This is a genomic window from Providencia lanzhouensis, assembly GCF_050469745.1.
In the GTDB taxonomy this organism is placed as follows: domain Bacteria; phylum Pseudomonadota; class Gammaproteobacteria; order Enterobacterales; family Enterobacteriaceae; genus Providencia; species Providencia lanzhouensis.
The window spans coordinates 336,528-356,921 of the sequence record NZ_CP174123.1; the positions used below are offsets into that span (position 1 = coordinate 336,528).

General features: G+C 44.1%; 21 protein-coding genes. 14 read left to right on the forward strand and 7 right to left on the reverse strand.

Annotated elements, in window-relative coordinates; genetic code table 11:
- Positions 1–86 precede the first annotated feature (86 nt).
- Complete coding sequence (locus ACIH2S_RS01525; protein ID WP_272535439.1) at positions 87–488, reverse strand: DUF1090 domain-containing protein; 402 nt, start codon at positions 486–488, stop codon at positions 87–89.
- A gap of 229 nt (positions 489–717) precedes the next feature.
- Here ACIH2S_RS01525 and ACIH2S_RS01530 point away from each other — a divergent pair, with 229 nt between their 5' ends.
- Both ACIH2S_RS01530 and gorA read left to right on the forward strand, forming a co-directional pair.
- The gene (locus ACIH2S_RS01530; RefSeq protein WP_036948638.1) at positions 718–1,560 is read left to right on the forward strand and encodes a 23S rRNA (adenine(2030)-N(6))-methyltransferase RlmJ; all 843 of its coding nucleotides are present in this window, start codon (positions 718–720) and stop codon (positions 1,558–1,560) included.
- A gap of 132 nt (positions 1,561–1,692) precedes the next feature.
- Entirely contained in the window at positions 1,693–3,045 is a 1,353-nt protein-coding gene (gene gorA, locus ACIH2S_RS01535) for a glutathione-disulfide reductase (RefSeq protein WP_108478741.1), read from the forward strand.
- A gap of 87 nt (positions 3,046–3,132) precedes the next feature.
- On the opposite strand, the gene ACIH2S_RS01540 is transcribed toward gorA, so the two are convergent.
- Together ACIH2S_RS01540 and ACIH2S_RS01545 are read right to left on the reverse strand one after the other, a co-directional pair.
- Positions 3,133–3,732: a glutathione S-transferase family protein gene (locus ACIH2S_RS01540; RefSeq protein ID WP_036948643.1), complete on the reverse strand. Its 600-nt coding sequence runs from the start codon at positions 3,730–3,732 to the stop codon at positions 3,133–3,135.
- A gap of 51 nt (positions 3,733–3,783) precedes the next feature.
- On the reverse strand, positions 3,784–4,482 hold the full coding sequence (locus tag ACIH2S_RS01545) for a helix-turn-helix transcriptional regulator (RefSeq protein ID WP_430247976.1): 699 nt from the start codon (positions 4,480–4,482) through the stop codon (positions 3,784–3,786).
- Between the two features lie 221 nt (positions 4,483–4,703).
- Here ACIH2S_RS01545 and ACIH2S_RS01550 point away from each other — a divergent pair, with 221 nt between their 5' ends.
- The 6 genes from ACIH2S_RS01550 (at position 4,704) to ACIH2S_RS01575 (ending at position 10,457) form a co-directional block, all read left to right on the forward strand.
- Positions 4,704–5,921: an ABC transporter substrate-binding protein gene (locus ACIH2S_RS01550; protein ID WP_108478744.1), complete on the forward strand. Its 1,218-nt coding sequence runs from the start codon at positions 4,704–4,706 to the stop codon at positions 5,919–5,921.
- A 64-nt stretch (positions 5,922–5,985) separates the two neighbouring features.
- The gene (locus ACIH2S_RS01555) at positions 5,986–6,849 is read left to right on the forward strand and encodes a carbohydrate ABC transporter permease (RefSeq protein WP_036948646.1); all 864 of its coding nucleotides are present in this window, start codon (positions 5,986–5,988) and stop codon (positions 6,847–6,849) included.
- Between the two features lie 2 nt (positions 6,850–6,851).
- A complete protein-coding gene (locus tag ACIH2S_RS01560) occupies positions 6,852–7,664 on the forward strand; it encodes a carbohydrate ABC transporter permease (RefSeq protein ID WP_108478746.1) in 813 nt (270 codons plus the stop codon).
- Positions 7,665–7,676: 12 nt separating this feature from the next.
- A complete protein-coding gene (locus ACIH2S_RS01565) occupies positions 7,677–8,717 on the forward strand; it encodes an ABC transporter ATP-binding protein (RefSeq protein ID WP_430247978.1) in 1,041 nt (346 codons plus the stop codon).
- Positions 8,707–9,447, forward strand: coding sequence for an MBL fold metallo-hydrolase (locus tag ACIH2S_RS01570; RefSeq protein WP_430247979.1), 741 nt, complete (start codon positions 8,707–8,709; stop codon positions 9,445–9,447). Before ACIH2S_RS01565 ends, ACIH2S_RS01570 begins: the two co-directional genes overlap by 11 nt.
- Positions 9,444–10,457 carry a LacI family DNA-binding transcriptional regulator gene (locus ACIH2S_RS01575; RefSeq protein WP_036948654.1) on the forward strand — a complete coding sequence of 338 codons (1,014 nt, stop codon included), beginning with the start codon at positions 9,444–9,446 and terminating at the stop codon, positions 10,455–10,457. The genes ACIH2S_RS01570 and ACIH2S_RS01575 overlap by 4 nt, the downstream gene beginning before the upstream one ends.
- Positions 10,458–10,490: 33 nt before the next feature.
- On the opposite strand, the gene mobB is transcribed toward ACIH2S_RS01575, so the two are convergent.
- Both mobB and mobA read right to left on the reverse strand, forming a co-directional pair.
- The gene (mobB, locus tag ACIH2S_RS01580; RefSeq protein WP_108478748.1) at positions 10,491–11,009 is read right to left on the reverse strand and encodes a molybdopterin-guanine dinucleotide biosynthesis protein MobB; all 519 of its coding nucleotides are present in this window, start codon (positions 11,007–11,009) and stop codon (positions 10,491–10,493) included.
- Positions 11,006–11,599: a molybdenum cofactor guanylyltransferase MobA gene (gene mobA, locus ACIH2S_RS01585; RefSeq protein ID WP_036948657.1), complete on the reverse strand. Its 594-nt coding sequence runs from the start codon at positions 11,597–11,599 to the stop codon at positions 11,006–11,008. The genes mobB and mobA overlap by 4 nt, the downstream gene beginning before the upstream one ends.
- Before the next feature lie 214 nt (positions 11,600–11,813).
- On the opposite strand from mobA, the gene ACIH2S_RS01590 reads away from it, so the two are divergent.
- The 4 genes from ACIH2S_RS01590 to polA all read left to right on the forward strand — a co-directional run bounded on the left by ACIH2S_RS01590 (position 11,814) and on the right by polA (position 16,876).
- Positions 11,814–12,083 carry a YihD family protein gene (locus tag ACIH2S_RS01590; RefSeq protein ID WP_006659561.1) on the forward strand — a complete coding sequence of 90 codons (270 nt, stop codon included), beginning with the start codon at positions 11,814–11,816 and terminating at the stop codon, positions 12,081–12,083.
- Complete coding sequence (locus ACIH2S_RS01595) at positions 12,084–13,085, forward strand: serine/threonine protein kinase (protein WP_430247980.1); 1,002 nt, start codon at positions 12,084–12,086, stop codon at positions 13,083–13,085.
- Positions 13,086–13,118: 33 nt separating this feature from the next.
- A complete protein-coding gene (gene dsbA, locus ACIH2S_RS01600) occupies positions 13,119–13,742 on the forward strand; it encodes a thiol:disulfide interchange protein DsbA (protein WP_036948659.1) in 624 nt (207 codons plus the stop codon).
- A 329-nt stretch (positions 13,743–14,071) separates the two neighbouring features.
- Positions 14,072–16,876, forward strand: a complete 2,805-nt coding sequence (polA, locus tag ACIH2S_RS01605; RefSeq protein ID WP_430247981.1) for a DNA polymerase I — start codon at positions 14,072–14,074, stop codon at positions 16,874–16,876.
- Positions 16,877–17,584: 708 nt separating this feature from the next.
- Here polA and yihA read toward each other — a convergent pair.
- Complete coding sequence (gene yihA, locus ACIH2S_RS01610) at positions 17,585–18,205, reverse strand: ribosome biogenesis GTP-binding protein YihA/YsxC (RefSeq protein WP_036948665.1); 621 nt, start codon at positions 18,203–18,205, stop codon at positions 17,585–17,587.
- A 268-nt stretch (positions 18,206–18,473) separates the two neighbouring features.
- On the opposite strand from yihA, the gene ppiA reads away from it, so the two are divergent.
- Complete coding sequence (ppiA, locus tag ACIH2S_RS01615; protein ID WP_108478750.1) at positions 18,474–19,046, forward strand: peptidylprolyl isomerase A; 573 nt, start codon at positions 18,474–18,476, stop codon at positions 19,044–19,046.
- 87 nt (positions 19,047–19,133) lie between these two features.
- Here the strand turns inward: ppiA and ACIH2S_RS01620 are convergent, their stop codons facing one another.
- The gene (locus ACIH2S_RS01620) at positions 19,134–19,364 is read right to left on the reverse strand and encodes a plasmid stabilization protein (RefSeq protein ID WP_154637314.1); all 231 of its coding nucleotides are present in this window, start codon (positions 19,362–19,364) and stop codon (positions 19,134–19,136) included.
- A gap of 397 nt (positions 19,365–19,761) precedes the next feature.
- On the opposite strand from ACIH2S_RS01620, the gene ACIH2S_RS01625 reads away from it, so the two are divergent.
- Positions 19,762–20,337 (forward strand): aminodeoxychorismate synthase component II, encoded by a 576-nt coding sequence (locus ACIH2S_RS01625; protein ID WP_036948669.1) that lies wholly within the window; start codon positions 19,762–19,764, stop codon positions 20,335–20,337.
- Positions 20,338–20,394 lie beyond the last annotated feature (57 nt).

Consider the following 20,394-nt stretch of genomic DNA (forward strand, 5'->3'; position numbering starts at 1 on the left):
TCACCCCATGCCTTTATTTATCCAAAATTAGGCATAGGGTGAGATAAAGAATAAAAATTAACTATTTGATTAAATTTAATTTTTTATTAAAGGGTATCTTTGTAGATGTCTGAGAGCTCTTGAGCTTCTTTAAGCTCAGCCTTTGCTTCGGCAACCTTGCGCTTATGTTTAGCGATTTTTTCAGGATCACCTTTTTGAATGGATTCTTGCAATTCAGCTTCACGCTCAGCGACTTTTTTCTGTTTTTCGGCAATTTTCTCCTGGCTATCGCGATACAGCGAATCAGAGGTACAGTAGCGGTTAACGTTCTCGAGTGCGCGCTCTAAGCCATTTACGCGGTAGGTATTACCGTGTGCTTTGGCATATTTGAGCTGAGTTTCAATTTTCTGCTTTTTGATTTCACATCCTTGGGATGAATTACCTGCCATTGCAGAATTATTCACTAAAAATAACGCTAAAATGGAAGATATTATAAATACTCGTTTCATTGGTTTCCCCTGTTGTGGTTTTTAATTTTGCTTAGGATAACTTTTTGCTAAGGAAAGGTCATGTGCAATTTTGTCATGTTTTGTCACTATGACAATCCCATCAAATTTTAGCTATAATGGCGCGAAAGAAATTATTTGGTCTATTTTTCATTCAACAGACCTTCTGTACAGATTCTATTAACAGCATTCACAAAAGTGACTGCTGAATTCCTCAGGAAATAAACGCGACATGTTAAGTTATCGTCATAGCTTTCACGCAGGCAACCATGCGGATGTTCTCAAACATACGGTGCAAAGCCTGATCATTGAATCTCTTAAAGAAAAAGAGAAACCATTTCTGTATCTGGATACCCATTCCGGCGCGGGTCGTTATCAATTAACCAGCGAACATTCAGAAAAAACAGGGGAATATCTCGAAGGGATTGCACGAGTATGGGAGCAACCGGATTTACCTGAGGAATTACTGCCCTATATGCAAGTTGTACGCCGTTTAAATGAAAATGGTCGCTTACGCTATTACCCGGGTTCGCCACTATTAGCGAAACATTTACTGCGTGAGCACGATAAACTGATTTTAACTGAGTTACATCCAAGTGATTATCCATTATTGCGTACTGAATTTTCTCGCGATGAACGTGCACAAGTTGCCCGTGAAGATGGCTATCAACAGTTAAAATCGAAATTACCTCCACAAAGCCGCCGTGGTTTTATGCTGATGGATCCACCTTATGAGATGAAATCAGACTATGAAGCGGTCGTAAAAGGCGTTGTTGAAGGTTATAAACGTTTCGCAACAGGCACTTATGCGATTTGGTATCCAGTGGTTTTGCGCCAACAAATCAAACGTATGGTGAACCAGCTAGAAGCAACGGGTATCCGTAAAATTCTGCAGATTGAATTAGCGGTGCGCCCTGACAGCGACCAACGCGGCATGACCGCATCCGGTATGATTGTCATTAACCCGCCTTGGAAACTTGAGCAGCAGATGAAAAATGTCCTGCCATGGTTACATAAAACACTGGTGCCAGAAGGCACTGGGCATACATTAGTTGAGTGGATTGTACCTGAGTAAATTGTACTTGAGTAATAATAGACTCTCGCTATTGCAGTAACAGGCAATAGCTATCTTAAATGTTTATGTTTACATAGCATAATAAGAGAATATTAACGTATTCGTAATTCAACAAATGGGAATCACCAAGTTATGAGCAAACATTACGACTATATTGCAATTGGCGGCGGTAGCGGCGGTATTGCGTCAATGAACCGTGCGGCAATGTACGGACAAAAGTGTGCCCTGATTGAAGCTAAAGAGTTAGGCGGCACTTGTGTTAACGTCGGTTGTGTACCGAAAAAAGTGATGTGGCATGCAGCGCAAATTTCTGAAGCTATTCGCGCCTATGGTCCAGACTATGGTTTCGATACCACTATCAATGATTTCAACTGGAAGAAATTAATTGAGAGCCGTACTGCTTATATCGATCGTATCCACCAATCTTACGATCGCGTACTTGGCAATAACAAAGTCGATGTGATCAAAGGTTTTGCTCGTTTTGTTGATGCACATACTGTTGAAGTGAATGGCGAGATTTACACCGCGGATCATATTCTGATCGCAACCGGTGGTCGTCCGGTGATCCCTGCGATCCCTGGCGCAGAATATGGCATGACTTCAGACGGTTTCTTTGAACTGGAAGCACTGCCTAAACGTGTTGCCGTTGTCGGCGCGGGTTACATTGCCGTTGAACTGGCTGGCGTACTGAATGGTTTAGGTAGCGAAGCGCACCTGTTTGTGCGTAAACATGCTCCACTGCGTGCGTTTGACCCGCTTATTGTTGAAACGTTAGTGGAAGTGATGAACGCAGAAGGCCCAACGCTGCACACAGAATCCATTCCGAAAGAAGTGGTCAAAAATGCAGACGGCTCACTGACACTGAAATTAGAAAATGGTCACGAGCAAACTGTTGATGCGCTGATTTGGGCAATCGGTCGTGAGCCAATGACGGATAACCTGAATATTGAAGCGGCAGGCGTTGAGCTAAATGCGAAAGGCTATATTAAAGTCGATAAATATCAGAATACCAATGTTGCGGGTGTTTACGCAGTGGGCGATAACACCGGCGCGGTAGAGTTAACGCCAGTCGCCGTTGCTGCGGGTCGCCGTTTGTCTGAGCGTTTATTTAATAACAAGCCTGACGAGCATTTAGATTACACCAACGTGCCAACGGTGGTATTCAGCCATCCGCCAATTGGTACAGTGGGTTTAACTGAGCCAGAAGCGATTGAAAAATATGGCGCAGATGCAGTGAAATGCTATAAATCTTCATTTACGGCGATGTATACCGCAGTCACTTCTCATCGCCAACCATGTCGCATGAAGCTGGTGTGTGTGGGTAAAGAAGAGAAAATTGTCGGCATCCACGGTATCGGTTTTGGTATGGATGAAATGCTGCAAGGCTTCGCGGTTGCTCTCAAAATGGGCGCAACCAAGAAAGATTTCGACAACACTGTCGCAATCCACCCGACTGCCGCCGAAGAGTTTGTGACAATGCGTTAAGCATCGTTTAACTCTCTTTAGCGAGAAATTAAAAAGGCGCAGGTTAATTCTGCGCCTTTTTGCATTTCACGGTGATGATAATAGGTACTACATCGCTAGCAGCGTAGCAATCTCTGGGTGTGTTGCTAGGCTATCCATATAGGTTTGCATTGGCGGTGTTGCGGTATACCCGCAATATTTGATTAAAAACATCACAAAGCAGCCCACATACACATCCACTGCGGTTAATGTTTCACCGCAAATATACGGTTTGGCACTGGCGAGGCAGACATCTAGCGTCGCTAAAGTGCGTTCAACGCTACCAAAGCCTGACGATTTTTGCTGTTCTTCTGTTAATTCCACACCTAAATCAAGGACGGTAAACGCAGATTCAATCGGACCTGCCGTGAATAAAAACCAGCGGTAATAAGCACCACGCTCAGGGCTATTAAGTGCGGGGGCAAAACCCTTTTCAATAAACTTATCGGCTAAATAAAGACAAATCGCCGCGCACTCAGTAACAACCACATCACCATCAACTAAAGCAGGTACTTTTGCCATTGGATTAATGGCAAGGTATTCCTTGGTGTGCATCTCTGCACCATAAGCTAATTCAATGCGCTTATAGGGAACGTCCATCATTTTTAATAGTAAATCAACGGTATTGCCGCGGGACATTGCATTGGTAAATAGAACTAGCTCGCTCATAGTGGTTTTTCCTTAAATTAAGTAGAGCACTGACTATAAGCGAAGGCGGTGTCAGAAATTGTCAGGAGTGACACACAAAACTTCTTTCTGCCAACGGCTGAGTAAATAGCCTTTCGGGTAGGGCAGCGACTCACCCAAGACGGTGTAAGCTTGGATTCTATCTAAGCGGAAATGGCGATAGTTTTGGCGCAATTCGCACCACGCCGCTAACACTTGGGTATCTTTCATATAACCCACCGCAATCGGCCAAATAATTCGTTCACTGGATTGTCCTTTAATATCCACATACGCGATTTTGGCTTTGCGCTCTTCCCGTAAACTCAGGCGTAAATTTTTAGCCACATGCTCGTCAATTTCATTAAGTTGGGTCGTTGGGGCAAATAGCGTATTACTGTTTAGGATGATCTGTGCCTCTTTACCCACCACAGCATTAATTTTATTGAGTGTGCGCAGGGCAGAGTTTTTGAGTTCTTCATCGGCATTACTTTGTACCCAGCGTAAACCTAAAATTAGCGCTTCTAGTTCATTCTCATCGAACATCAATGGTGGCAGTAACAATCCGCTTTTTAACTGATAACCAATGCCCGCTTCACCTGTAATTTCAGCTCCTTGGTCGCGTAGCGATTCGATATCCCGATAAATGGAACGAACACTCACCTCTAACTGACAGGCGAGGGCATCTGCGGTGACTGGATAGCGATTCTCTTTCAGGATCTGGATCAGCGTGAGTAAGCGTTGGGTGCGAGTCATTCGGCTCTCAGTTAGGATGTTATGCAAAGAATTGCCCATCATACTAAAGAAAGCGGCTATTGAATTCCAATCGTCTTTATCATTCGGAATAAAACCTTCACTTCACCTTCATTTGGTTGTCATCTTCTCGCCGTAGCCTGCCATGGCAATTTGAACGCGCGTGCAAAAAAACTCAACCGAAAATTCATACAAAAACAAGAGACATCCACTAGGAGAAGCAAATGATTAAGCGCACATTATTGGCATCCGCTCTGATAGCCTCAACACTTGGCGCTAGCGCCTCAGAATTAATTATTGCCGGACGAGATAGCAGCTACGGCGATGCGATGCAGTTTGTTGTCGACGAATATAAAAAAAATAATCCCAAGGCTGAAATCACCTTAGTTAAGCGTCCGAGTAAAGGGCTGTATGAAAGCGTCGTGCTCTCCATGCGCGAGAAAACCGGTAACTATGACGTGATTTTAATGGATGACACATGGGCACCTGAATTCCTTGCCAACAAGTGGTTATCCCCACTTCCTGACTCACTCCAAGATAAAGACTTTATTCAATCCACTGTGGACATCGGTCGCCAAGATGGCAAAGGTGCGAGCTATGCATTGCCAATGGTGGGTAACGTGGCAATGTTCGCGTGGAATAAAGACCTGTTCGATCAGTACAAACTTCAACAGCCGAAAACATGGACGGATGTGTTGAACTCAGCGAAAACCATTAGCCAAGATGGCAAAGCCAATGGCGTGGTGTACCGCGGAGTAAAAGGCAACCCAATCGTGACGGGATTTTTACCCATTCTGTGGGGATATGGTGGCGACGTTGTCGATAGTAACGGAAAACCGACCTTGAATACCCCGCAGGCTAAACAAGCGTTAGAAACCTTCTTAGCCATGAAGCAATATGCGCCGAAAGGGGTGGATGTGTTTAACGCAGATGAAGTTCGCGATGCATTACAAAAAGGTACCGCAGCGATGGCAATCGAAGTATGGCCAGCTTGGGTGCCGGATCTTGATAATGCCAAAGTCTCGAATGTGGTCGGCAAAATGGAAATGATGGCGCCACCAGCAGAAATAGGACAGCCATCACCGATGCTGGGTATCTGGCAGCTTGCGATTCCGGCGGATGCGAAAAACAAAGTGGAAGCGGAGCAATTCCTTGCATTTGCTAGCAGTGCCGAAATGCAAAAAGCGTTAGCACTAAACTTTGGTACACCGCCAACGCGCCATAGCGTCTACGCAGACCCGCAAGTTGTTAGTCAATACCGTTGGTATCCGCAACAAGCAGCCGCATTAGAAGCGGGTAAAGCACGCCCACGCATTCAAAACTGGGCAGAAGTGGAAAGTATTCTTGGGGACTTTTTACAAATGGCGATGATGGGGCAAATGACCGGAGATCAAGCTTTGGAACAAGCGCAAAAACGCATTGAACGTAGCACCAAAAAATAGCACCCAAAAAAATAGTGATGTTTTTCATGGCGCTAGTTTCTAGCGCCTTTATGGAATGCTGAGTATGTTATTTGAAAACCGTAAACAGTTGTTTTGGTTACTCCTCCCAGCGTTGATTATGCTGGGGTTATTGACGTTGTATCCCATCGTATCCGTGCTGTATCACGCATTTGGGCAAGTGGATTATATCGATGACAGCTATCACTTTATTGGCTGGTCGAATTTCTCGGAATTGTTCGATGACTTTTTCTTTCTGGCTGCGATTAAAAATACTTTCGTGTTTACCCTCGTGGCGTCCATTGCCCAAGTTCTTTTAGGGCTGTGGCTAGCACTGCTGTTTAACCGTCAATTTGCTGGGCGAAAATTTGCGTTGCCCATCATTATCTACCCGATGATGCTCTCCACGCTGGTGTGCTCCTCGATTTGGCGCTCTTGGTACAACTATGATTTTGGATTCTTAAATAGCCTGCTGGTGGCGGTGGGTTTACCCGCCCAAGAGTGGTTGTTCAATCCAGATTTAGCCTTATATTCCATAGCGTTAGTGGATACCTGGCAATGGACGCCAATGGCATTTCTGATCATTTTGGCGGGCTTGCAATCCATTCCTAAAGATATTGGCGAAGCGGCGATGGTGGATGGTGCAAAAGGCTGGAAATCCTTTGTCTACATCACGCTTCCGCTGATCAAAAAGCAACTGATGCTGGCATTTTTATTGCGCTCTATCGATACCTTTAAGTTATTCGACAAAGTGTATGTGATGACGGGGGGCGGTCCAGGAAATTCAACCGAGACATTATCTATGTTTGTCTATAAATACGGTTTCCGCTTCTTTGACTTAGGCATGGCGAGTGCGGCGGCGTTAGTGATGTTGGCGATTTCCTTGCTGATGACATTGATTTATGCCCGAAACGTAATGAAAGGACGCTGATCATGAAAGCCAAAATACATACATTGTTGGTTTGGTTGGCAGTGTTGATCATGACGCTGCCGATTATTTGGATGTTCGGCACGGCGTTTAAATCCCCGTCTGAAATTATGCAATCGGGGGCGCAATTACTACCAAGCCAACCGAGCTTATCGTCGTTTGAAAAGCTATTTGAAGGGGACTTGCTGCGCTTAGTGGGCAACACGGTTTTAGTCTCGGTAGGGGCAACGGCGGTTTCGGTGGTACTGGCGTTCTTTTGTGCTTACGCCTTAGTGCGTTATCGCTTCCCTGCTAAGCTCGATAACGTGTTTTTGCTCGGTGTATTGATTATTAAAATGATGCCGCCGATTGTGATTGCCATTCCGCTCTATTCCTTGATGAACCAAGTTGGGTTACTGAATACGCGCATTGGGCTGATTTTGTCTTATCAGGTGTATACCTTGCCGTTTTGTATCTGGATGCTGCTCGGTTTTATTCGCGATATTCCATTAGAGATTGAAGAGGCAGGGGCGATGGATGGGGCGAACTTACTGCGCCGTTTAGCCTATATTGTCTTTCCGCTTTGTGCGCCGGGGTTAGTCGCGACGGCGATTTTCTCCATGATCCTCGGTTGGAATGAGTTTTTATTCTCGCTGTTATTTATTCATACGCCAGACAAATTCACTATCCCATTATTTATCTCTAATTTTATGACTGAAGACGGTACTGCATGGGGAGAAATGATGGCGATAGGGATTGTTTCTTCGCTGCCGATGCTGGCGCTGGCGGGCTATATGCAGCGCTATTTATTACGTGGTTTCTCGATGGGATTGAAATAGTAGGCACTTATCATGAAAAAACTTGAACTGATTAATATTGGTAAAAGCTACGCAGGGCATTGCGTGATCCCACAGGTGGATTTAACCATCGATAATGGCGAATTCGTGGTGTTTGTTGGACCTTCTGGCTGCGGGAAATCCACGTTGCTACGTATGATTGCAGGGCTAGAATCCATCACTGAGGGGGAATTGAGACTCAATGGTCAACCGTTGAATGATGTGCATCCCTCACTGCGACAAGTGGCGATGGTGTTCCAATCCTATGCCCTATATCCCCACATGAGCGTGGAAAAGAATATGGGATTTCCGCTGAAGATGGCGGGAATGAGTGCGCGAGAAATTACCCAAAAAGTACGGGAAACCGCCGAGAATTTACAATTAACTCATTTGCTTGACAGACTACCATCGGCGCTGTCTGGTGGGCAGCGTCAACGGGTGGCGATTGGGCGCGCGATTGTGCGTGACCCTGAGTTATTTTTGTTTGATGAACCGCTGTCAAACCTTGATGCGAAGCTACGTGGCGAAATGCGCATTTACTTGAAGCAACTTCATCAAAACTTGAAAGCCACCATGATTTACGTGACTCACGACCAAGTTGAAGCGATGACTTTGGCTGACCGTATAGTGGTCTTAAATCAAGGACGTATTGAGCAAATCGGTACGCCTGAAACGTTGTACCAGAAGCCAGCCAATAAATTTGTAGCGTCATTTATTGGGTCACCGGTGATGAATTTTCTCCCACCGCAAATGTTCGATTCAATCGATATTTCGCTACCTGCTGGGACGGAGTGTATAGGCGTTCGTCCTAATCAAGTGGTGGTGGATAGCCAAAACCCAGATGCCTTTATGCCAATCACGGTGGTGGAGCCTCTAGGGCATTCACGACTTTACTATGGTTTATTAAAGGGGCAGCATTTTGTGGTGGAGAGTGACCAGATTTATGGATTGGGGGACAGGTTACCCATAAGCTTAGCGCGTTCGACGTTGCACCTTTTTGATGAGCAAGAACAACGGATTGAAATGGCTAAAACAAGGACAAACCATGCAGCCTAGTTTTCAAATTACGGTGGTGGGAACCGGGGATGCTTATGATAGCGAACGCGTCAATGCCAGCATTCTGGTGGAAGAGTCAGACTACCAATTGCTGGTGGATTGTGGTCCGACGGTGCCTCAAGCGCTGTTTGGACAAATGCATGTGGAAGAATTGGATGCTATCTATTTGACCCACACTCATCCGGATCACTGTTTGGGGCTAACCTCCTTGCTTAACTGGATGGATTCGTACCGACGAAAGCGCCCACTGACGATTATTGCTCAGCGGGAACAATGGGCGCTATTGACGCCGCTTCTTGCTTTTTCATATTGGCCTAAAGCGCAATTAGGTTTTGAGATCATTCAACAAAATAGTGAAGAGATTCAATTTATTGGTGATTGGAAAGTGACAACGGCGTTAACTCAACATTCGGTCAGTAACCGCAGTTTGCACCTGACGGCGAATTCGGGGCGTAGTCTGTTTTATTCAGGGGATGGTGAGATTTCACCCCAAGGGGAACAATTGGCGTTGCAAAGTGATTGGGTATTTTTGGAGTGTGAAACCCTCGATATTCATCCCAGTCATGGCTCTTGGGCATCACTACACCAGCGGTTGCAAAAGTTATCTCCCAAATCTAATAGCCAATGGCGGCTTTATCATATTGAGCCGCGTTACCGAGATAGCCTGCGTGAACATATTTCCGAATATCCGTTTCTTCAGTTGGCTCAGCAGGGGGAATGCTTATCATGATGCAAAATCGCAAAGTGACGGCATCGGATGTGGCTGAAGTGGCAGGCGTTTCCCGCTCGTCGGTATCCCGAGCATTTACCGAAGGTGCGAGTATCCACCCAAAAAAACAGCAAAAGATTTTAGACGCCGCGAAGCAGCTGGGTTATCAACCTAATTTTTTTGCTCGTACACTGAGTACGCCTAATCAGAAAAAACGTTCCAATATCGTGGCTATTCTTGTCAGTGACTTATCGAATCCGTATGAATCCTATTTGTTTGAAGCCTTATCCAGTGCATTACAAGGGCACGGAAAACAGCCAATGCTGTTGAATGTGAAAAAGGCGGGCGACCTTGATGAGGCGATTTTGCAATTATCGGGATATCAAATTGATGGGGTGGTTGCTGTCGTGGGGTCACTGCCAGTCGAGCATTTTCATCAATGTTTAAAACTCTCTTTACCGCTAATTACACTGGGACGCAGTGATGCTGCGGGATTGGTTCCATCAGTACAAACAGATAACCAATTAGCCGGAGAAATGGCGGCAAAATATCTATTAAGTTTAGGCTTAACTCGGTTGGGGTTTCTGGCTGGGCGTGGAGATGGGCAAGCATCAAATGAACGCTATCAAGGTTTTAAAAACTATTTAATGGCAGCGGGTTATCCTGAGCCAATGTGCTTATCTGCGGGGAGCTATCGTTATCAAGCGGGTTTTGAAGCGGCGTTGCAGCATCAGCAGCAACTACAATCGTTGGATGGCTTATTTTGTGCCGCAGATTCTTTGGCGCTCGGGGTAATGGATTGTTGCCGGCAAAAGTTGAATATCACGGTTTCTGAACAACTCAGGATCGTGGGGTGTGATGATATTCCGATGGCGGGGTGGGAAGGGTATCAGCTCACCACATTGGCGCAGCCTGTAAATCGTATTGCCCAGCAAGTGATTACCTTGCTTGAAGGCATTTGGGCGCAGTCAGAGAATCAACCGAATCTTATCAAGCTTGAACCTGAACTGGTTGTACGCAAAAGCGCATAAAAAATGCCTCGAATGAGGCATTTAGAGCGGCAATTACTGGCTTTTCTGCCACCAAGAAACAATATAATCCGCCACCTGTTCGGGGTTATTGATATCCAATTGTGGCACGTCGGTATCAATAATTTCGTCGCTGGCAACCGCCACGACATACTCGTCAATTAAGCCGTTTAGCGGCTTACCTACATCGGATCGAAATAGCGCGATTTTATCGATGGGCTCACTTTTGAATCCTTCCACTAAGATCAGATCTAGCGAAGCAGGATCAAAGCGGCTAGCCAGATAGCTCAGATTCATTTCATTGCATTCAGGGGTTTCGGTCATTAATGCCCAGCGCTGATTGCTGGCGACTAACGTTTGGGCTGCACCTGCTTTGCGTAATTCATAACTGTCTTTGCCCGGCGTATCAATTTCCATATCGTGATGCGTGTGTTTGATTAAGCCCACACGAACATGACGTAGTCTCAGTAAAGGGATAACTTTCTTGAGCAAAGTAGTTTTCCCGGTGCCACTGTAGGCGGTGATCCCGAGTAGAGGTAACGTGTTCTGGTTCATGATTTTTTTTGTTGTAACTCCCAGTTACGGCTATCTTCCGGCGTATTTAAATTAGCAAATGTGCCGGTTTCAGAGGTAAACATGACGCCTTTTGCATCGATTTCACGCATAAATAGCATCAGTTTGCGATCTCCTCTTGCGAGGTAATCATTCAACGGTTTCTGGAGAGACCGATGGAGTAGGGTAAATGTCGGGTGCTCTCGTTCGTTATCGCAGGCGTAGCAGGCAAGGTGCTCGCCTTTTTCGCGAAACATTTTTTCGGCTAAATCAGTTGGGAATTCGGGAACATCGCAAGGGACAAATAGCAGCCAATCGGTGGTGACCTGATGGAGTGCAGCTTGCATCCCTGCTAAGGGACCCGAAAAATCTGCGGTTAAATCCGTGAAAACGGGCAGCTGGCTTTGTGCATATTCTGCGTGGTGGCGATTAGCGTTGATCATCAATTGACCGACTTGCGGCTGCAAACGCTCAATAATATGGCGGTATAGCGGCTTACCCAATAAAGGAATTAAACCCTTATCTTGGCCTCCCATGCGGGTGCCTTTGCCCCCGGCGAGGATCACGCCTGTAATCGACTGACGAAATGACATGTTCAATATCTCTGAAAATCTTAGCGAAAATGTTTTAACGAACTTAAGTAGTTTTTTGAGTATAGTAACAGCTAAAATCTATTCTATTTTCCTATAAAATCAATGAATATTAATACAAGAAACGGTTAAACTTTACTTAGATTGACAACTGTTCCCTTTTTCTCTTGTAGGATTATTGGTAACTTGTATCGAATATTCGTGATAAGGAATAAACATGAAATGCCATCGTTTAAATGAAGTCATCGAACTTCTGCATCCAGTATGGAAGGACAATTCAGATTTAAATTTAGTGCAATTACTGCAAAAACTGGCAGATGAAGCGGGTTTTAAAGGCAGTTTATCTGAACTGACAGACGACGTATTAATTTATCATCTAAAAATGCGTGGCACTGACAGCAATGCGGTGATCCCCGGTATTCAAAAAGATTACGAAGATGATTTTAAAACGGCCATTCTACGTGCTCGTGGCATCATAAAAGATTAAATGAACATGGATTTAACAGAACAATCGAGCTTCCATTTTAGTGGGATCTCCCCTGATTTGATCCTTGATGCGCTGATGGAAGCGGGGATTTACCCAGAATCAGGGCTGACAGAGCTTAACAGCTACGAAAATCGCGTTTACCAATTTCAGGATGAAAATCGCCAACGCTATGTGGTGAAATTTTATCGTCCTGAGCGCTGGAACCGTTCTCAAATTCAAGAAGAGCATGATTTTACCCTTGAGCTACAAAATGAAGGCTTATCGGTGGCTGCGCCTTTAGAATTTGCCGGACAAACGGTATTAGAGTTTGGTGGGTTTATGTTTGCACTCTTTCCGAGTATCGGAGGGCGCCAATATGAAACGGATAATTTATTCCAGCTTGAGGGTGTCGGTCATTTATTAGGACGAGTGCATCAAATCGGTAAACAGCGAAACTTTGCATTTCGTCCGACTCTTGGTGTGGAAGAGTACCTTGACCAGCCGAGAAATATTATCGCCGCCAGTTCATTGATTACTGAACGTGATAAAGCACCTTTGATAGATTCATTGGATAAGTTGATTGCCCAAGTTAAAGCCCTGTGGCCTGCTCAACAATCTTTTATTCGCCTGCAAGGGGATTGCCACCCTGGCAATATTTTGTGGCGTGATGAAGCGTGGCTGGTGGATTTTGACGATGCGCGCAATGGCCCTGCGGTGCAAGATTTATGGATGTTGCTTAATGGTTCACGCCAAGAGCAAATTATCCAACTGGATACGTTATTAGAAGCGTATAACGAGTTTTGTGATTTTGATGTACGTGAGTTAAAGCTGATTGAACCGCTACGTGCGATGCGAATGGTGCATTATTTAGGATGGATCCTTCGTCGCTGGCAAGATCCCGCTTTCCCGAAAGCATTTTCTTGGATCCAATCTGCTGATTTTTGGCAAAAGCAATCTATCGAGTTTGCACAGCAAACTGAACGGTTGTTAGATGCTCCTTTGCAATTGAACCCGCAATTTTAATATTTAAGACTATGTTTTTGGAGAAAGTTTTCTATGAAAAAAATCATGTTGGCTTTGATTGGTATTGCCATGTCTTTTGGTGCTGCGGCAGCAAATTATTCAGAAGGTAAAGAGTACACGGATGTTAAGCCTCCGGTACAAGACTTACCGCAAGTTCTGGAGTTTTTCTCATTCTACTGCCCACACTGCTATCAGTTTGAAAGCATCTACAAAGTGCCACAAACGGTAGAGAAAAACCTGCCAGAAGGTGTAACTAAAGCGCGTTATCACGTTGATTTCTTAGGCCCTCTAGGTGCTCAAATGACTCAAGCGTGGGCTGTGGCGATGGTGCTGAAAGTTGAAGATAAAGTGACGCCAATTCTGTTTGAAGGCATTCAGAAAACCCAAACGATCAATACCCCTGCGGATATCCGTAATGCGTTTATTAAAGCGGGCGTAACGGGTGAAGAATACGATGCAGCGCTGAATAGCTTCGTCGTAAAATCGTTAGTTGCTAAGCAACAAAATGCCGCACAAGATTTAAAACTGCGTGGCGTGCCAGCGTTATTCGTCGATGGTAAATATCAAATCCGTAATAACGGAATTTCTGTCGATAACGCAGAGGATTATGCTAAAGAATACTCAAAAGTTGTGAACTTCTTAGTCAGCAAAAAATAATCAATGAAGATAGCGGCAACTTGCCGCTATCTTTTTATTTACTGATTGTCCGTTATCAATATCCACAATTCGACCATCCCCCCTGATTTGCGATAAATCAAAGCCTCATTAGCTAACTTATTGATTTTATTTTATTGTTTTCTTCTTGCAATTCTCTTACTCATTGAATCCTTTAGATAACTAAATTTTACTCACAAAGTTATCCACAGGAAGTTATCGCATAAGAAATGGGATAACTCAGCGGGAAATTGAATCTCAAGGTGTATCTGAAGCCACAATGTGGCATCCTATCCCCCATTCATTCCCGATAAAAAAGATGATGACAGATTATGGCTCAGATTGCTGAAAATCCCCTTATTTTGGTAGATGGCTCTTCCTACCTGTACCGTGCTTATCATGCATTCCCTCCATTGACCAACAGCGCTGGTGAACCTACCGGAGCGATGTATGGCGTGTTGAATATGCTGCGTAGCCTAATCATGCAATATACCCCGAGTCATGTGGCGGTTGTCTTTGATGCTAAGGGAAAAACGTTCCGTGATGAACTGTTTGAAAGCTACAAATCCCATCGTCCGCCAATGCCGGACGATCTGCGCGCTCAAATTGCACCATTGCATGAAATGGTGGAAGCCATGGGGCTGCCGCTGCTAGTGGTACCTGGTGTGGAAGCGGATGACGTCATCGGTACGTTGGCGCGTGAAGCCAGCAGTAAAGGGATGCCAGTGCTGATCAGTACGGGCGATAAAGATATGGCTCAGTTGGTTGAACCGAATATCACTCTGATCAACACAATGACCAACACCATCTTAGGTCCTGAAGAAGTGGAAGCGAAGTATGGGGTTCCACCAAGCCTAATTATCGACTTTTTAGCCTTAATGGGGGACTCATCCGATAATATTCCGGGTGTACCGGGTGTCGGTGAAAAAACCGCATTAGCATTATTGCAAGGTATTGGTAGCTTAGACGACATCTATAAAAACTTAGATGCGATTGCTCCACTCGGTTTCCGTGGCTCTAAAACCCTCGCACCAAAAATGGAAGAAAACCGCGAACTCGCACTGTTATCTTACCAACTGGCGACGATTAAAACGGATGTTGAGCTAGAAAAACCGTGTGAAGAACTCAAAGTGACGGAACTGGATGCGGATAAACTTCATTCACTGTTTAGCCGTTATGAATTTAAACGCTGGTTGGCCGATGTTGAAAATGGTAGCTGGATGGACGGCAAAGGGGGGAAACCAACTAAAGCCGCAGAAAGTTACCGTGCACCAGCAAGCCAGCCTGCGGCAAAATCTAAGCCAGTAGTTCCAACGCTATGTGCTGAAAATTACCAAACAATTCTCGATAAAGAACAGTTAGATAGCTGGGTGAAAAAACTCAGCGAAGCGACGCTGTTTGCCTTTGATACAGAAACTGACAGCCTGGATACTCAAGAAGCTCGTTTAGTCGGTATGTCATTTGCCATCGAAGCCGGTCATGCCGCCTATTTACCTGTCGGGCATGACTATCTTGATGCGCCAGATCAGTTGCCTTTAAAAGACGTTTTGGCAGCGATGAAGCCTATCTTAGAAAATGAGAAAATCGGCAAAATCGGTCAAAATCTAAAATACGATGCGGAAGTGTTATTAAATTACGATATTTCGCTAAAAGGCATCGCGTTTGACACTATGTTGGAATCTTATGTATTGAACAGTGTGGCAGGCATGGGACGTCATGATATGGACAGCCTTGCAGATCGCCATCTCAACCATAAGACCGTGAGTTTTGAAGAGATAGCGGGTAAAGGCAAAAAGCAGTTAACCTTTAACCAAATTCCATTGGAACAAGCGGCAAATTATGCGGCGGAAGATGCGGATGTGACATTGTTACTGCATCAAGCGCTGTATCCACAACTGGAAGCAGAGCCAAAATTAGCCCACGTTTTCCAAAATATCGAAATGCCGTTGGTGCCTGTGTTAGTGCGTATGGAACGTAAAGGTGTGCTGATTGACGCGGCGGCATTAGGGGCGCAGTCTCAGGTGATCACCGCGCGTTTAGCGGAGTTGGAAAAACAGGCGTTTGAGTTAGCGGGTGAAGAGTTCAATCTGGCATCTCCGAAACAGTTGCAGACGATTTTATTCGAAAAGCTGCAATTGCCAGTTATCAAGAAAACACCAAGTGGCGCTGCTTCAACCAACGAAGAAGTGTTGGAAGAGCTGGCATTAAACCATGCACTACCAAAATTACTGTTAGAGCATCGTAGCTTAGCGAAGCTAAAATCCACCTATACGGATAAGCTGCCGCTGATGATTAATCCAAAAACTCATCGCGTGCATACCTCTTATCACCAAGCAGTAACAGCGACGGGACGTTTATCTTCCCGTGACCCGAACTTGCAAAATATTCCAGTGCGTACCGAAGAAGGTCGACGTATCCGCCAAGCGTTTGTGGCGCGTGATGGTTACAAAGTGATGGCAGCGGACTATTCACAAATTGAATTGCGTATTATGGCGCACCTTTCCCAAGATAAAGGCTTATTGAAGGCGTTTGCGGAAGGGAAAGATATCCATAGAGCCACCGCAGCCGAGGTATTTGGTGTTCCGTTAGAGGAAGTCACCAGCGACCAACGCCGTAGTGCAAAAGCGATTAACTTCGGTTTGATTTATGGCATGAGTGCATTTGGTTTGGCTCGCCAGTTAGGCATCCCACGTGGAGAAGCACAGCGTTATATGGATCTCTACTTTGAGCGTTATCCAGGTGTGCTGCGTTATATGGAAAATACCCGCCTGCAAGCGTCTGAACAAGGTTATGTTGAGACATTAGAAGGGCGTAGATTGTATCTTGCCGATATTAAATCTAGCAATGGCATGCGCCGTAAAGCAGCAGAACGCGAAGCGATCAATGCTCCAATGCAAGGTACAGCAGCTGATATCATCAAAAAAGCGATGATAGCAGTAGATAATTGGCTCGAAACCGAAAAACCAGATGCAGATATGCTCATGCAGGTGCACGATGAACTGGTGTTTGAAGTCAAAGAGTCCGAGTTAGAGAAGGTACAAGCGAAGGTTCAGGCGCTGATGGAGCAGAGTATGACGCTGGATGTTCCTCTCAAAGTGGAGGTGGGTGTCGGCTCGAACTGGGACGAAGCGCACTAATACTCGTCATATTTCACGCTGTGGCTGTGTTGGTTTCACTCAGCCACTTGGGTCACATACTTGTGTATGCTCCCCAAGCTGTCTTCGCTCACCGCCTTGCCACAACATGAACTATTTAGAGTATTGGTTGGTAAAACGATCTTAGAAGTAAAAACTAAAAGCAAAAGCAAAAGCAAAAGCAAAAGCTAAGAGTTAAGTAGAAGATAATGTAAGGCACCCCAAAGGTTGGAGACAATTTTTGGGGTGTTTTTTTATGCTTAGAATATTTTTTATAGTGGTATTTACGCAGCTAATTGGAGGCGTTTTATTCCCTTTAAATTTCACATAATTCATGGGTAAAACACTGAATTTTAAATATATCGTTGGGATGGCGAAGGCTGTTATTATGCGACTTAGATCTCATAAATATGTAGTAAAAATACGTTTTTAACGAATTATTAGGCAATTTGCAGGGCTGAATCGTAGTAAGCTTTGAAAAAAAACTACAAAAAGCCTTTTTTTCGAGCGGAAAATAAAGTACATTATCAGGCGTAGGGTACAGAGGTAAGATGTTCTATCTTTCAGACCTTTTACTTCACGTAATCGGATTTAGCTGAATATTAGCTGCTCCAGTCAAGTTTTTGACTGGAGCATTTTTTTTGCATAAATTTTGATGCGCTAACGGCATAGACCGTTGTACGCCGAATGGGCGTACAAGGAATGAAAAGATTATTCTGCGGCGTTACTGTACCAACTGTCGAGTTTGATACGTAATTTATCGATACCCATTTTTTTCAGTGCAGAAAAATATTCCACTTCAATATCGCCTTCCACTGATAACGGCGCTAATGCTTGGCGAACTTCCATTAACTGTTTCTTTCTTGCGCCTGAAGCGAGCTTATCCGCTTTGGTGAGTAGAACAAGAACAGGAATGCTCATGGCGACTGACCATTCGATCATCTGCATATCGAGGTCTTTTAATGGATGACGGATATCCATCAAAATCACTAACCCTTTGATACATTCTCTTTTCTGTAAATATTCACCGAGAGCTTGCTGCCATTTGCGCTTCATCTCTTCAGGTACTTCGGCATAACCGTAGCCCGGAAGGTCAACTAGGCGAATGCCCTCTTCAACTTCAAACAGGTTGATAAGCTGAGTTCTTCCCGGTGTTTTACTGGTTCGCGCTAAGCTTTTTTGCTGTGTTAATGCATTTAATGCACTGGATTTGCCCGCGTTAGATCGGCCAGCAAACGCCACCTCAATGCCCGTATCTTTTGGTAGATGACGGATATCGGGGGCACTGATGACAAATTTTGTCATGTGGTAGTTGTGGTTTTTAATTGCCATTGGTGGTTCTCCCTGAGTAGCCTCAAAAGGCTGGGGGATTATAGCGACTGAATAGCATACAAACAACAAAAGGGGGATATTTGGTGCGATATCTATTTGAGAATGACATTAAGCGAAGGTTTTTTCATTAAATGGCTCTACAATTAATTTAATTCAGCAAAATTTAACTATTTGGCGTAAATATAGGTAAATCTTTAGCAATTACTCCCGCTTCGCTCTAGAATTGGGCAATTAATATGTTTTTGGGTATTAACAAAAGGGATCTTGAATGTTGAAACGAATTTTTGTGCCATTATTGGCAATCTGTGCAATGAGCACAACTTCTCTTGCATTAGCCGCGGGTGAAACTTACGTTAAATTAGTCACCTCCGCAGGTAATATTGAATTAGAACTCAATAGTAAAAAAGCCCCTGTTAGTACTGAAAACTTCCTGCAATATGTTAATGAAGGCTATTACAACGGTACAACCTTCCATCGTGTTATTCCTGGATTTATGATCCAAGGCGGCGGTTTTAATAAAGAATTGCAGCAAAAACAAACCCGTGCACCAATCGCTAACGAAGCTGATAATGGATTACGTAATTTACGTGGCACTATTTCAATGGCTCGTAGCGCAAATAAAGACAGTGCAACCAGCCAATTCTTTATTAATGTTGCTGACAATGCGTTTTTAGATCATGGGCAACGTGATTTCGGCTATGCGGTATTTGGTAAAGTCGTTAAAGGAATGGATGTTGCAGACAAAATTTCTAAAGTGAAAACAGAGAACGTAGGCCCATATCAAAATGTTCCTGTTGAACCTATTACGATTATTTCCGCGGAAGTGATTAAAAAGCCTTAATATCATTTCTAATAAAGAGGGTGGTTTATTGCAATCATCCTCTTATCTACAAAGCCTTTCTTTGCATTTTTTCTTACACTCTTTCCATTATAAGTCATCCCAACTCACTTCTATTTCATCATCATCCATGCGTGCGATTGCTTTTTCTAATAGGAGTTGATCGCCAAGTTTTTCTACCATTAGCTCGAATAAATCGGTAGGTACGCAGTAGAAGATCGCTTTGTTGTGGCTCAAAATGGCAACAGGCTCTCCATTTGATTCATTCATTGCGGCGGAGGGTTTTTTTAAATTCGCTAATTGATGATGTTTTTTTAGCAAGAAGCGTTTTGGTATACATAGCAACCTCTAAAATTAGCACTAAATATGGAGCTTATTTTAGAGTGAAAAAATATTGTACATGAAATACACAACATGAAGGGCAATCTAATTTAGTCTGGCTGCTGCTATTTTATTCCATTGTATTTAAAGCAATTATTATCAAATTTTGAATGTTGTTATATTCTTGTGAATATAATCCCATGATTTTTATATGGAAATTTTATACTGAAAGTGGGTTACTTGACGTAAATAGGCTATTTTCCTGTCTTGGCTGTGCTATGATAGCCGCCCTTTGTGATAATTTATGGTTTTTGGGACGCGTTCTAATTGCTAACCGCCACAAATTATGCATAAACAAAAAAACTTATAATGATAAAAATCAGTCGGATAGGCTACTATGCTTTTACTTATTGATAATTACGATTCATTTACATACAACTTATACCAATATTTCTGCGAACTAGGGGCGGAAGTGCTGGTGAAACGTAATGACGAAATTACCATTGAAGAAATTGAACAATTGGCTCCAACCCATTTGGTCATTTCACCGGGTCCTTGCACGCCTGATGAGGCAGGGATTTCTCTGGAAGCGATAAAACATTTTGCCGGGAAAGTCCCCATTTTGGGGATCTGCTTAGGTCATCAAGCCATTGGGCAAGCTTTTGGTGCCTCTGTCGTGAAAGCGAGAGAAGTGATGCACGGCAAAACGTCATCTATCCACCATAATCATCAAGGGGTATTTAAAGGACTTAATCGGCCTTTAACGGTGACTCGCTATCACTCTTTAGTGATTGCGGCAGAAACACTACCAGCCTCTTTTGATGTCTCCGCATGGTCACTGAATAACGGGGATATCGATGAAATTATGGGGATCCGCCATAAAACCCTGCCAATTGAAGGGGTTCAATTCCATCCTGAAAGTATTCTCAGCGAACAAGGTCATGAGTTGTTGAGTAACTTTCTCAAATATTAGTGGTTGATTTTCGCGAATAGCAAAATTAATTATGCATATTTTACCCTTCCCTATTGC

Excerpts from the sequence above, each read along its gene's own strand:
- mobA (WP_036948657.1), bottom strand. The coding sequence starts at position 11,599 with ATGTCATTTCGTCAGTCGATTACAGGCGTGATCCTCGCCGGGGGCAAA.
- gorA (WP_108478741.1), top strand. The coding sequence starts at position 1,693 with ATGAGCAAACATTACGACTATATTGCAATTGGCGGCGGTAGCGGCGGT.
- yihA (WP_036948665.1), bottom strand. The coding sequence starts at position 18,205 with ATGGCAATTAAAAACCACAACTACCACATGACAAAATTTGTCATCAGT.
- ACIH2S_RS01565 (WP_430247978.1), top strand. The coding sequence starts at position 7,677 with ATGAAAAAACTTGAACTGATTAATATTGGTAAAAGCTACGCAGGGCAT.
- ACIH2S_RS01595 (WP_430247980.1), top strand. The coding sequence starts at position 12,084 with ATGAACATGGATTTAACAGAACAATCGAGCTTCCATTTTAGTGGGATC.
- polA (WP_430247981.1), top strand. The coding sequence starts at position 14,072 with ATGGCTCAGATTGCTGAAAATCCCCTTATTTTGGTAGATGGCTCTTCC.
- ACIH2S_RS01560 (WP_108478746.1), top strand. The coding sequence starts at position 6,852 with ATGAAAGCCAAAATACATACATTGTTGGTTTGGTTGGCAGTGTTGATC.
- ACIH2S_RS01625 (WP_036948669.1), top strand. The coding sequence starts at position 19,762 with ATGCTTTTACTTATTGATAATTACGATTCATTTACATACAACTTATAC.
- ACIH2S_RS01545 (WP_430247976.1), bottom strand. The coding sequence starts at position 4,482 with ATGACTCGCACCCAACGCTTACTCACGCTGATCCAGATCCTGAAAGAG.
- mobB (WP_108478748.1), bottom strand. The coding sequence starts at position 11,009 with ATGAACCAGAACACGTTACCTCTACTCGGGATCACCGCCTACAGTGGC.
- ACIH2S_RS01540 (WP_036948643.1), bottom strand. The coding sequence starts at position 3,732 with ATGAGCGAGCTAGTTCTATTTACCAATGCAATGTCCCGCGGCAATACC.
- ACIH2S_RS01570 (WP_430247979.1), top strand. The coding sequence starts at position 8,707 with ATGCAGCCTAGTTTTCAAATTACGGTGGTGGGAACCGGGGATGCTTAT.
- ACIH2S_RS01575 (WP_036948654.1), top strand. The coding sequence starts at position 9,444 with ATGATGCAAAATCGCAAAGTGACGGCATCGGATGTGGCTGAAGTGGCA.
- ppiA (WP_108478750.1), top strand. The coding sequence starts at position 18,474 with ATGTTGAAACGAATTTTTGTGCCATTATTGGCAATCTGTGCAATGAGC.
- ACIH2S_RS01550 (WP_108478744.1), top strand. The coding sequence starts at position 4,704 with ATGATTAAGCGCACATTATTGGCATCCGCTCTGATAGCCTCAACACTT.
- dsbA (WP_036948659.1), top strand. The coding sequence starts at position 13,119 with ATGAAAAAAATCATGTTGGCTTTGATTGGTATTGCCATGTCTTTTGGT.
- ACIH2S_RS01530 (WP_036948638.1), top strand. The coding sequence starts at position 718 with ATGTTAAGTTATCGTCATAGCTTTCACGCAGGCAACCATGCGGATGTT.
- ACIH2S_RS01525 (WP_272535439.1), bottom strand. The coding sequence starts at position 488 with ATGAAACGAGTATTTATAATATCTTCCATTTTAGCGTTATTTTTAGTG.
- ACIH2S_RS01590 (WP_006659561.1), top strand. The coding sequence starts at position 11,814 with ATGAAATGCCATCGTTTAAATGAAGTCATCGAACTTCTGCATCCAGTA.
- ACIH2S_RS01555 (WP_036948646.1), top strand. The coding sequence starts at position 5,986 with ATGTTATTTGAAAACCGTAAACAGTTGTTTTGGTTACTCCTCCCAGCG.